Genomic DNA, 13,147 nt, shown 5'->3' with positions numbered 1-13,147 from the left:
CGTTCAGCCGCAGCGTCAACGGCCAGACAGAGACCGTCAAGGTGATCGGCGGCAATGGTGCGCTCAACGACAAGCTTGTCTTTGCCGATGGTGCGGTGCTCTCCAACAACGCCAAGCTCGCCCTCAACGGCGATCTGAACGCAGCCATCGAGACGGTCACCGGCCACGACCCGAGCACCACCACACCGGGCCTGCGCCCACTGCTGCAAGCCAACGCCCTGGACAACGTGAGCAACCTGGACGTGAGCTCGGACATTGTGCTGAGCTACAGCGAGCCAGTGACGGCGCAGGCGGGCAAGTACATCCGCATCGTCGACGATGGCGGCGCTGGTTTCCGTGGCGAGAGCAGCGCTCACACCCAGGTGATTGAAGTCACCGACAGCACGCAGGTGAGCATCATCGGTGGGCGGGTCACGCTCAACCCCACCTTCGATCTGGACCTGGCCAACAACTACCACATCGAGATCGACGCGGGGGCCTTCGTGGGGCAGACCTCGGGGCAGGCCACGGGGGCCTACAACGGCAGCAGCAGCCTGAACTTCAGCACGGTCACGCCGGGCACGGGCACCTTGGCCAATGCGGCCTCTTCACAGGCCATGGATGCCAGCGGTGCGATGGTGGCAGGGTACAACTGGCTGGACATCGAGGGAATGGGTTCGCCATCAGCGGGAAGCGGCACGCCTGTGGACCTGAGTGGTGGCAACTACGCGCTGGTGGCCAAGGACTACGATGCCAACGGAGGCAACAGCGCCATTGACTACGACGGTATCCAGTTGGGTGACCTGTACGTGGCGGCCAATAACTTCGCACTGGGCGACCTGATCTACATCGATGACCAGTTCAACAACCTGAGTGCCCAAAATGATCTGAGACTGACGTCCGTCTTGGACCAGGGCACGCCACCCACCAGGATTCAGTTCGCCGGAACGGGTCTTGGCGGGTTTATCGACGTCACGCTGTTTGGCTCCGCAGCCACCTTCGATTCCGTTGCGGCCTTCAATTTGGCCGTGGGCGGCACGGCGGTTTATGACCCTCGCATCACCACGCCCGACACGGCAGCAGGCTTCCCCGTGGTCAATCTGTCCAGCCTGTCTGGTGGGATCGGGGGTTTTGTGATCAACGGACACTGTGCGAATGACTACAGCGGCTACAGCGTCTCCTCTGCCGGTGATGTCAACGGCGACGGACTGGCCGATCTGACCGTTGGCGCCCTTTACAGCGATCCGAGCGCTGGCGAGAGTGCTGGTCGTAGCTTCGTTGTGTTTGGCAAAACGGACGCGGCGGCGGTGAACCTGTCGGACATTGCAGCCGGCTCAGGCGGCTTCGTGATCAACGGACAGTGTGCGGGTGACTTTAGTGGCTTCAGCGTCTCCTCGGCCGGAGATGTCAACGGCGACGGCTTGGCCGATCTGATCGTGGGCGCCCATGCCGGCGATCCGAGCGGAGGCCCATATGCCGGGCGTAGCTACGTTGTGTTTGGCAAAACGGACGCAGCAGAGGTGAACCTGTCGACCATTACCGCGGGCTCCGGCGGCTTCGTGATCAATGGACAGTGTGCGGAGGACTACAGTGGCTACAGCGTCTCTTCAGCCGGTGATGTCAACGGCGATGGCCTGGCCGATCTGATCGTGGGCGCCTATATCAGCAGTCCGAGCGCTGGCCAGGGTGCCGGGCGCAGCTACGTGGTGTTTGGCAAAACGGACGCGGCAGCGGTGAACCTGTCGGCCATTGCTGCGGGCGCAGGCGGCTTCGTGATCAACGGACAGTGTGCTAGCGACTACAGTGGCATCAGCGTCTCCTCGGCCGGTGATGTCAACGGCGACGGCCTGACCGATCTGATCGTGGGCGCCTTTTTCAGCAATCCGAGCGCTGGCTCGAATGCCGGGCGCAGCTACGTGGTGTTTGGCAAGATGGACACGGCGGACGTGAACCTGTCGGCCATCGCAGCGGGCTCAGGTGGCTTCGTGATCAACGGACAGTGTGCTGGTGACTTTAGTGGCTTCAGCGTCTCCTCGGCCGGTGATGTCAACGGCGATGGCCTAGCCGATCTGATTGTGGGCGGCGTCAACAGCAGTCCGAGCGCTGGCGCATATTCCGGGCGCAGCTACGTAGTGTTTGGCAAAACGGACGCGGCAGCGGTGAACCTGTCAGCCATTGCAGCGGGCGCAGGCGGCTTCGTGATCAACGGACAGTGTGAGGGTGACTTCAGTGGCTTTCGCGTCTCCTCGGCCGGGGATGTCAACGGCGATGGCCTGACCGATCTGATTGTGGGCGCATGGGGAAGCGACCCGAGCGATGGCGAAGGTGCCGGTCGCAGCTACGTGGTGTTTGGCAAAACGGATACGGCAGAGGTGAACCTGTCGGCCATTGCAGCCGGCTCAGGCGGCTTCGTGATCAACGGACAGTGTGCGGGTGACGGTAGTGGTAGCAGCGTCGCCTGGGCCGGTGATGTCAATGGCGATGGCCTGGCTGACCTGATCGTGGGCGCCCCTTACAGCGATCCGAGCGCTGGCACAGATGCAGGGCGCAGCTACGTCATCTTCGGCAGCACCAATGGCGCGTTTAATCAGACAGCGGTCGACTGGCTGGGTACCTCGGGCAATGACACCCAAAGTGATGGCGGCATGGCCAAGACGCTGGTTGCGGGCATGGGGAATGACACGCTCACGGCCACGGCCGCCAGCGTGCTCTACGGTGGTGCTGGCAACGACACCTTCAACATTGACGGCAACATGTTCACCGCGCTGCAAAGCCCGATGGGTTCGGGTGGCAACCTCACCAAGCTCGCCCGCATCGACGGCGGCACGGGCCTGGACACGATCGAACTCACAGGCTCCGGGCTGACTTTTGACCTGACCCAGGTGGCCAGCCAGGCCGCCTCCGACCCCAAAACCGGCAGCCGCATCGCCAGCATCGAGATCATCGACATCACCGGCAGCGGCGACAACTCACTCAAGCTCAACCTGTTCGACGTGCTGGACCTGGGCTCGGCCAACATCTTCGAGGCCACTGGGCGCCAGCAGCTCATGATCAAGGGCAACGCCGGCGACCAAGTGGACCTGGCTGATGGCACGGGCACCTCGGGCTGGACTCAGGGCAGTGCGGTGAGCCTGGAGAGCTTGAGTTATCAAGTGTGGAGCCACAACACGGCGCTGGCCACGTTGTATGTGCAGAACACCGGCGTGCTGGTGGTGTGATGGAAGATCTTCTGTTGAACCCGGCTGCAGTTGCACTTGCGCCCAGCCCGGGCAGCGCGGCCTTCAATGCGGGCAACAACGCCTGGCGTGAACACCATGCCGAAGTGGCTCTGGCGCATTACGTTGGTGCCTGCACGCTCGACCCGGTGCTGGTGCATGCGCACTTGGGGCGCGCACGCTGCCTGGTGAAGCTGCAGCGCTGGATGGACGCTCGCGAGGCTTTCGCCGATGTGCTGCGCCTGGACACCAGCCACTACAGCGCCTGGCTTGAAGCCGGCCACCTGTGCCGCCAGATGGGTGAGCTTCAGCAGGCCGCTGGCGCGTACCAGCGCGCAATTGATGCGGCGCCTGCTCGCTATGAGGCCTATCTCGGCATGGCCCGGGTGCTGGAGCAGATCGGGCAGCTAACGCTTGGTGCGGCGGCTTACGAGCAGGCCCAGCGCGCTGCGCTCGGGGACGGTTCAACCGATGCCGCCGCCCTCCAGCGCCTGCGCGAGGTGCACCAGCTCATGGCCCGCTACCGGCTGGAGCGCGGCGCGCCAGAGGCGGCCGTGCCCTCGCTGCGCGCGGCACTGGTCACCGCCGAGCGCGAAGGCGAGGGCGCTGGTGAGGACGTGCGCGCCGAGATCCGCATGGACCTGGGTGACGCGCTGCTGCGCCTGGGCCAGCGTGATGCTGCTTTGCAGGTGCTTACGCTGGCGAGTGCCGCCACGGCCGAGGCCACGCTCTCGCGCTTGGGCGCGTTGAGCTTTCGATTCAACCTCTGGCAAGAGGGCTTGGCCGTGCTGCGCCGCAACGTGGCGCTGCACCCCACCAGCGTGCAGGCGCGCTGGAACCTGGCACACATGCTCGCCGAGTGCTGGCACATGGAAGAAGCCGAACAAGTGCTGCAGCAAGCCGAGGCACTGGGACCCGTGTCCGGTGCCACGGCCATGCGTGCCTCGGTGGCCGGGCGCCAGGGCGACGCACAGACGGCGCTGCGCCTGTACCGTGAGCTGGCTGAGCATGACGCCAGCTATGCATCCAGCGCAGCGATGAGCTCGCTCTACAGTGACAGGCTGGGGGCCCGCGAGGTGGCTGAGCTGCACCACCAGCTGTTTGCCCCGCTGGGCCAGGGCGCGCGCGCACGAGAGAGTTTCAAGCGCCTAGCGCTGTCCGGACGGAGGCTGCGACTGGGCGTGGTTTCGGCAGATTTTCACCACCAGCATCCGGTGAACCTGTTCATGCAGCCGATGCTGCGGGAATGGGACCGCACGCGCATCGAGCTGTTTGTCTACTTCACGGGTGTGAGCCACGACGAGCAGACGCAGCTGGCGCGCCAGCGCGCCGAACACTGGGTGGAAGCCACCGCGCTCAACGATGCGCAGCTGGCCAAACGCATCGACGCGGACGCCATCGACGTGCTGCTGGACCTCGCGGGCCACACCGGCCAGCAGCGCATGCGTTTGTTTGCCCAGCGCGCAGCACCCGTGCAGGTCACCTACCTCGGTTACCCGGGCTCCACCGGCGTTCCCAACATGGATTGGATGATCGGCGACGCGGTGGTCACGCCCGAGCCCGACGACGCGCTGTGCAGCGAACGCGTGTGGCGCTTGCCGGGCTTGGTGTTTTGTTATGCCCCTGAGGTCGACTACCCGTACCCGGCCTACGACGATGTGCTGGCCCAGCGGCCCTTGACCTTTGGTTCGTTCAACAACGTGCCCAAGCTCACGCAGCGCACGCTGACGTTGTGGGCACGGGTGCTGCTGGCCGTGCCAGGGTCGCGGTTGCTGCTCAAAGCACCGAGTTTTTCGGATGCGGGGGCAGTGCGGCTGTTTGGCGAGCGCCTGCTAAAGCTGGGCGTGGACCCTGCGCGGTTGGAGTTCCGTGGTCCGACAGGCCTGACCGACATGATGGCAGAGTACGCTGATGTGGACATTGCACTGGACCCTGTGCCCTACAACGGCGGCACCACCAGCCTTCAGGCGTTGTGGATGGGCGTGCCGGTGATCACACTCGAGGGCGAGCACTTTGTCTCGCGCATGGGCGCAAGCTTCATGCGCGCCGCTCACTTGCCCGATTGGGTGGCCAGCGATGACGAGCACTACCTGCACATCGCCGTGCGCATGGCCGCAGACCGCACAGCTTTGCTCCAGCTCAAGCGCGGCCTGCGCGCGCAGCTGCAGGCAAGGCCGGGCTGGGACCCGGTGGCGCACACCCGGGCGATGGAGGATGCGTTCTGCCAGATGGCCTCCTCACGCTGAAGAATCGTGAAGCGGAGGCTGGCGTCAAGTTCAAGGTGTTTGCCGGGCCGTGGTGTCTCCTGAGTTTGTACGGATGGCGTCGTTCAGAGACGCCTGTGAGTGCTCACCGTGCAGTTGGTCATGCAGATTCATGCACTGACAGGACGTCATGGGCGCCAAGGGCGCACATTCAGGTTCGCGTGCGACCCGGTTTGTCGCTTCAAATGCCAAAATCAACAGTGTGTTGCCCGGTGTGCAATGCGTGAGGTGTCATTTGAACGATTGACTTCACGGACCGCATTCTCTATTTTGTACAGGTCCCAAGGCCACCAAGCTTTTGGACCTCGGGAGTCAGATGCTGCAGCGCGCTCCTTATCCCTCTTGCGACAAAGCCCGATGACCCCATTGCCTGCCGCCGATCCCATCACCCCCGGCTTCATCGTTCTGCATGGCAACCGTTCCGAAGTCCTGATGGACACACTGGTGGCCTGGTTGGGGCGGCACCCGCTGGGCCCACTGGAGGATGAGGTGGTCCTTGTGCAGAGCAGCGGCATGGCCGAGTGGGTCAAGATGGAACTGGCACGCCAGACGGGGGTATGTTCGTCGACCCAGGTCGAACTGCCCGGACGCTTTGTGTGGCGTGCCTACCGGCAGGTGTTGGGTGCAGAGTCTGTGCCCAGGGAGTCGCCGCTGGACAAATTGCCGCTGGCCTGGCGGTTGATGAAGGTCTTGCCCGGCCTGGTGACACAGCCGGTCTTTGCGCCGTTGGCGGGTTACCTGGGATCCTTTGCAACCGATGACGGAGAGTCCCAAATGTCCCGGTTGTTGCAGCTGACCTCGCAGCTGTCCGACCTGTTGGATCAGTACCAGAACTACCGCGGCGACTGGCTCCAGGCATGGTCGGATGGCCAGGATGGAATCACCGATCCTCGGGGGCAGACGTTGGTCCTTGCGCCGGACCAGCTGTGGCAACCCGCGCTGTGGCGCGCGGTGCTCGACACCCTCACGCCGGAACAGCAAGGTGCCACCCGATCGAAGGTGCACCGGTCCGCGGTGCAGCGGTTGGGCGAGCAGGCCCCGCTGCTGGGCAGCCTGCCCAGGCGGGTCGTAGCTTTTGGCATGAGCCACCTGCCCAGCTCCACGATGGAGATGTTGGCCGCCTTGGCGCCCCACTGCCAGGTGATCCTGGCCGTTCCCAACCCCTGCCGGTTCTACTGGGGCGACATCATGCAGGGGCGCGATCTGTTCAAGGCGGCCAACCGGCGCCAACGCCCACGCGACCCGAATGCCGCCAGCGCTGCCCCGTTTGAAGACCTGCACCTGCACGCCCACCCACTGCTCGCGGCATGGGGGCGCCAGGGCCGTGACTTCGTGCGGCAACTCGACGTGTTCGACGATGCGGTGGCCACAGCCCAGGCGTTCCCGGCGCTGAAGATCGACCTCTTTGACGAGGAGGTGGAGCACGCCGAAACACCCTTGCTGACCCGGGTGCAGCAGCGCATTCGCGACCTGGAGCCGCTGTCGGTGCGCCACGACGATGCGCCGCTGGCGGCGGGCGACCGGTCCATCGTGTTCCATGTGGCGCACAGCGCGGTGCGGGAACTCGAGGTGCTGCACGACCAGTTGCTCGACCTGCTGGCCCAGCCCGGGCTGCAACCCCGCGATATCGTGGTCATGGTGCCGGACGTGCAGCGGGTGGCTGCGGCCATTCGGGCGGTGTTCGGGCAGTACCCACGAAATGACAAACGCCACATCCCGTTCGACATCGCCGACCTGAGTGCGAAGTCCAGCAGTCCGCTCATCACGGCGCTGCAGTGGTTGCTGCAGCCCTCGGGTCGTTTTGGCCTGAGCGAACTCATCGACCTGCTGGAGGTGCCCGCAGTGGCTCAGCGCTTCGGCATCGACGAAGACAAGCTGCCCCAACTGGTGCAGTGGATGTCGGGCGCCGGCATGCGCTGGGGTCTGCACGCCCGGCAGCGCGAACAGATCGGCCTGGCCGAGTGTGGCGAACAGAACACCGCCTGGTTCGGGCTGCAGCGCATGTTGCTGGGGTACTGCGCAGGCGCACTGGACGGCGCAGCTGGCGGTGCTGGCTGGGATGGGATCGAGCCCTACACCGAGGTGGGGGGGCTTGACGCGGGTCTGGCCGGGGGCCTGGCGCACCTGTTGCGAACGCTTGATCGGTGGTGGTTGGTCTCCCGCAAGTCCTGCACCCCGCGCCAGTGGCACGAACATGCCAACGGCTTGCTCGATGCCTTGTTTGAGCGGGTGGACGAGGCCGACGGCCAGGCCCTGGGTGCGCTCAAGGACGCGCTGTCGTCCTGGCTGAGGGCGTGTGACCTGGCGGGCTTCGAGGCAGAGGCCGACCTCGCGGTCTTGCGCCACGGCTGGCTGGGGGCCTTGCAACTGCCCAGCCTGGATCAACGGTTCAGGTCGGGCGGGGTCACCTTCTGCACCCTGATGCCGATGCGGGCGATTCCGTTCGAGGTCGTGTGCCTGCTGGGCATGAACGACGGCGACTACCCGCGCCGCGCGAACCGCAACGACTTTGACCTGATGGGCCAGCCCGGCATGTTTCGCCCCGGTGACAGGGCACGGCAGCACGACGATCGCCAGCTCATGCTCGAAGCCCTGCTCTCCAGCCGGCGCGTTTTGTATGTCAGCTGGACGGGCTTCAGCGTGCGCGACAACAGCGAACAGCCACCCTCGGTGCTGGTTGCCCAGTTGCGCGACTATGTCGCCGCGGCTTGGGGCGAACAGGCGGTGGCAGATCGCACCACGGTCCATCCCTTGCAGCCGTTCAGCCGCCGCTACTTCGAAGTCGACACCGCGCTCACGACCCACTCGCGCGAATGGCGCACGGTGCACGAGTCTGTGCCCCAGGATGCCACCGGTGCCGGCAGCAAGACCACGGTGGTGCCTGCCGACACCACGGTTGCGCTGGACCAGGAACGCCTGGTCCGATTTTTTCGTAACCCCGTCAAAGCCTTCTTCCGGGAGCGCCTGGGGGTGATTTACGGCAACCCCGAGGAGGAGCCTGGGGACACCGAAACGTTCGACATGGATGGGCTGGAAAACCACCAGCTCCTGTCCCAGCAGATCCGCCAGTGGCCCGAACCCACCCAGGCTGAGGGGCTGCCCGAGGTGATCTCCGTCAGCCTGTTCGCCCTGCAGCGCAGCGGTGCTTTGCCCATGAAGGTCCTGGGCGATATCAAGCGCACCGAGCTTGAAACCACGTTGACCGCCATGGCCCACGCATGGATCGCGCTCGGGCACGAATTTCCTTCACCGAGCGAGCGCATTTCGGTCCAGCATGAACACCCCTCCGTGCGCGTGCGCGACTGGGTGGATGCGGTTTACCAGAACGGTGCCGGTGAGCGCACCTGGGTGATGCTGGAGGCCAGCAAGCTGTTGTCGGGGCAGGGCGCGCGGGTGAAGCTGCGTCCCGACAAGCTGCTGGCTGCGTGGGTGCGTTCCTTGTTGGTGGCCGCTTCGGGCCACAGCGTGCAGGGACGTGTGGTGGGGCAGGACGGCCAATTGCACATTCACCCGATGGAGCGTGCAGCGGCCACGCAGACGCTGGGCACCTTGCTCTCGGTGTGGCTGCAGGGGCAACAGGCCCCGTTGCCCTTGCCACTCAAGACCTCGTTGGCCTTGGCCCAAGCCGACGCGCAGGAGACGGATGCTTTGGCCCAAGACAAAGCCCAGACGGCTTACGAGGGTGGGGGCGACGCGATGAGCGATCAGCTGGCCGAGGTGCGCGACATGTGCCTGGCCCGGGTGTTCCCCGACTTCCAAGCGCTGTGCGAGGCCGAGACGCCGGCGGGGCAGGGGGTGTTGGCGCTGTCGCGGCAGGTCCACGGTCTCCTGCTCAAGTGGGCCGAGGACTGCGTCACCGTCCACCCCCACGCCAGCCCTTGAAGCCCGCCAACAACAGCCGCCGAGATGCCCATGCCTGAACCACTTGACGCCAGCCGTTTCCCCCTGTGGGGCTCCCGCCTGATCGAAGCCAGTGCCGGTACCGGCAAAACCTGGACCATTGCCGCGCTGTACGTGCGGCTGGTGCTGGGCCACGGGACTGAAGACACGCGGTTTTCGCGTCCGTTGATGCCTGCGGACATCCTGGTCATGACCTTCACGCGTGCAGCCACGCGCGAGCTCTCCGATCGCATCCGCGCACGCTTGCTGGAGGCGGCCCGGTGTTTCAGGGAAGAGGCGCAGCCCGGCGACGAGGACGTGTTCTTGCGCTCCCTGCTGGCCGACCACCCCGGGGACGAGCTGCGGCGCCAGGCCGCTTGGCGCCTGGCCATGGCGGCCGAGTCCATGGACGAGGCGAGTGTGTTCACCATCGACGCCTGGGCCCAACGCGCCCTGAGGGAGCACGCCTTCGACAGCGGCAGCCTGTTCGAGGAGGAGCTGGTCGCCGACGAGCGCTCCTTGCTGGTGGAGGCGGTGCAGGACTACTGGCGCCGTGAGTGCTACGGGCTCACGCAGGATGAGCTCACGCCTGTGCTGGCCATCTGGCCGGGCATGGAGCAGTTGCGGGTGGATGTCGAGGATGTGTTGGCCAAGGGCCCAGCAGTGCCAGCCTCGAGCGTCTCGCTCGTGGGTGCCATCGCGCAGTCGCTGCAGGAGCGGCAAGCCGGGTTGGCGCAATTGCGCGCGCAGTGGAAGCCCCTGACGGCGCTGATGCGCGGCTTTGTCGAGTCGCAGGATCCGCCCAAGGCCCATGGCTGGAACGGTCAACGGTTTTCCATCAAAAACATCTCGGGGTGGCTGGGCAAGCTGCAGGCCTGGGCTGAGGAGCACGACACAAGCGACGTGCCCGACCTGGCCGCCGGCTGGACCCGGCTGACGCCGGACGGTCTGCGCGAGGCGCGTGTGGCCGGCGCGGGGCCGGCACCCATGTCGGCCGCGGTGAGCCAGGCGTTTGGAGCCTTCGCAACGCTGCAGAGCGAGCTGGCTGCGCTGCCCCAACCCGGAACCGCGGCCCGCCTTCACGCTGCGGCCCACGTGGCCGAGCGCTTGCGCCAACTCAAGCGCAACACCAGTCAGTTCGGTTTTTCGGACATGCTGGAGCGGCTTGATGCCGCACTGCAGGGCGCCTCGGGCGAACGTTTGCGCGAACGCATCGTGGCGCAGTACCCGGTGGCGCTGATCGACGAGTTCCAGGACACCTCGCCCATCCAGTACGGCATCTTCAACCGGGTCTACCGCACGCAAGAGCATGCGCGCGAGCGCACCCTGTTGCTCATCGGGGATCCGAAGCAGTCCATCTACGGATTCCGGGGCGCCGACATCTACAGCTACCTCCAGGCCCGTTCGGCCACGCAAGGCCGGCACTACGCGCTGTCGGTGAACTACCGGTCCACCCACACCTTGGTGCAGGCCGTGAACCAATGTTTTGCCAGCGCAGAGCAGCAGCATCCACAGGGGGCGTTCGACTTCAAGACCGCCGCTGGCAACCCCTTGCCGTTCATTGCGGTGAAAGCCCAAGGCCGCCCCGAGCGCTGGTGCGCTCAAGCCGGTGACCTGCCGGCCATCACGGTGGTGCACGATCCCGAACTGCAAAATCAGGCGCAGGTGCGCCACGTTTTTGCGCAGCGTTGTGCCGAGCAGATCGTGCTGTGGCTCAACGATCCTTCCAACGGATTTGTGCGCCAGGGTGAGCCGTTGCAGTGCCTGCGCGCCCGAGACATCGCCATTCTGGTGCGCACCGGCAAGGAAGCGGCCGCCGTGCGGCGCGCGCTGCAGGAGCGCCAGGTGGCTTCTGTGTACCTGTCCGACAAGGACTCGGTGTTTCAGAGCGATGAGGCGCGTGATCTGGTGCACTGGCTGCGTGCCGTGGCCACGCCGCAAGAGGCGGGTCTGGTGCGCGCGGCATTGGCTTTGAGCAGCGTGGGCCTGCCGCTGTCCACCTTGTCCCGGCTGGCCCATGACGACAGCGTTTTTGATACGCACGCCCTGATCCTGCGCGAGTTGAAACAGGTCTGGGTGGGCCAGGGGGTGCTGGCGATGCTGCGGCAGTCTGTGCACCGTTTCGGATTGGCGGCGCGCTGGCTGGGCGAGGCTGGCGGCGAGCGCAGCCTGACGAACTTTTTGCACTTGGCCGAACTGCTGCAAAACGCCAGTGGCGACCTGGAAGGTGAACAAGCGCTGATCCGCTGGCTCATGCGCCAGGTTGCGCAAAGTGGGGAGCACAACGAAGAGCAGGTGGTGCGGCTGGAGAGCGACGCCGATCTGGTGAAGATCGTGACGGTTCACAAGAGCAAGGGCCTGGAATACCCGGTGGTGTGCCTGCCGTTTGCCACCTCGTTTCGCGGCTTCAACGCACGCCTGGTGAAGTCCGCCATGTTGCCCACGCCCGACGGTGGCCGTGAACTGGTGCTGGAGATGGACGAGGCTGCCGGGGCCCGATTCGAGCAGGAGCGCATGCGCGAGGACTTGCGCTTGCTGTACGTGGCCATGACCCGGCCGCGCCATGCCCTGTGGCTGGGTTTTGCGGCCGTGAAGGTGGGCAACAGCAAAGCTTGCCAGACCCATCTGAGCGCTGCCGGCCGCCTCGTGGGGGGTGGCGGCGAGCGTGCAGCACAGGACTGGCTGGAGCCGCTGCAGGCGCTTGCGCGCCAATGCAACGGCATCGTGGTGCAGGGCACTTCAGAGCCGACCGGACGGACCGCACTGGTGAGCCGCGACGGTTATTCGGCACTGCAGACGGTGGCGCCCTACAGCGCCGATTTCGATCGAAGCTGGAGCATTGCCAGTTATTCGAGGTTGACGCGGGATCTCAAGCGCGTGGCTGCCGGTGCACCTGTCGGCACCGACCTGCCGGTGGACGGGGCGATCTCCCCGCTGCAAGTGCTGCGCCCGGCCGACGACGAAGCGCCCGTGCTGGCCGCGGGGGGGCGGGCCGAGTTGCTGGCGCCAGAGCCGCCGCTTGCGCTCGGCACGCCGGTGGCTGGCGCCGATGCGCCAGCGATCTGGCACAGCTTCAAACGCGGCCCGGTCACGGGCAACTTTTTGCACGAACTGCTGGATGGGTTGTGCAGCGAATCGTTCGACCTGCTGGGCAACGCAAGCTTGCGCACCCGTATTCAGGCCCGCTGCGAGCGCGAGCATGGCGAGGCCGCGCCGGCTCTGGTGGCCTGGATGACCGACGTGGTGCAACAGCCATTGCCCGGGCCAGGGGTCTCGCTGGCCGGGTTGACGTCGGCCCGCTCCGAGATGGAGTTCTGGTTGCCATCGCGCCAGATCGAGACGGCGCGCATCGACACCTTGTGCCGCACGCACCTCATGCCCAGCGTGGAGCGCCCGGCGCTGCAGACCAGCACCCTGCACGGGATGCTGATGGGTTTCATCGACCTGGTGTTTGAACACGAAGGACGGTATTGGGTGCTGGACTACAAGTCCAACGCCCTGGGGGCGGACGACGGCGCCTACGACAGCCCGGGCCTGCAGCGGTCGATGGCGGAGCACCGCTACGACGTGCAGGCGGCCATTTATGCGCTCGCGCTGCACCGGCTGCTCAAAGCCAGGCTGGGCAGCGCCTACGACCCTGAGCGCCACCTCGGAGGCGCGGTGTACCTGTTCCTGCGCGGCATCCACGGGCCGGCCTCAGGGGTCTGCACGCTGGGGTTTCCCGCCGAACTGCTGCAGGCACTGGACGCCATGCTGGAGCCGGCCGCGGCCCAGGCCGATTGAACAGCGTCCGAGTGCATCGGGCCCGAT

At 65.8% G+C, this 13,147-nt stretch carries 4 protein-coding genes; all 4 read left to right on the top strand.

Annotation, left to right across the window (positions count from 1 at the left end):
* Nucleotides 1-3,197: Ig-like domain-containing protein (locus QUV35_RS13160; RefSeq protein WP_300874712.1), on the top strand; the 3,197-nt coding region annotated here is incomplete at its 5' end.
* A gap of 14 nt (nt 3,198-3,211) precedes the next feature.
* Entirely contained in the window at nt 3,212-5,440 is a 2,229-nt protein-coding gene (locus tag QUV35_RS13155; RefSeq protein WP_300874710.1) for a tetratricopeptide repeat protein, read from the top strand.
* Between the two features lie 375 nt (nt 5,441-5,815).
* Nucleotides 5,816-9,340 carry an exodeoxyribonuclease V subunit gamma gene (recC, locus tag QUV35_RS13150; RefSeq protein ID WP_300874708.1) on the top strand — a complete coding sequence of 1,175 codons (3,525 nt, stop codon included), beginning with the start codon at nt 5,816-5,818 and terminating at the stop codon, nt 9,338-9,340.
* A 30-nt stretch (nt 9,341-9,370) separates the two neighbouring features.
* Nucleotides 9,371-13,120: an exodeoxyribonuclease V subunit beta gene (recB, locus tag QUV35_RS13145; RefSeq protein ID WP_300874706.1), complete on the top strand. Its 3,750-nt coding sequence runs from the start codon at nt 9,371-9,373 to the stop codon at nt 13,118-13,120.
* The last annotated feature ends 27 nt before the right edge of the window (nt 13,121-13,147 follow it).

Origin of the sequence: Hydrogenophaga sp. (assembly GCF_030373225.1) — a bacterium.
In the GTDB taxonomy this organism is placed as follows: Bacteria; Pseudomonadota; Gammaproteobacteria; order Burkholderiales; family Burkholderiaceae_C; genus Hydrogenophaga.
The sequence above is the reverse complement of the archived record's forward strand: the minus strand, read 5'-3'. Positions and strand labels throughout refer to the sequence as shown.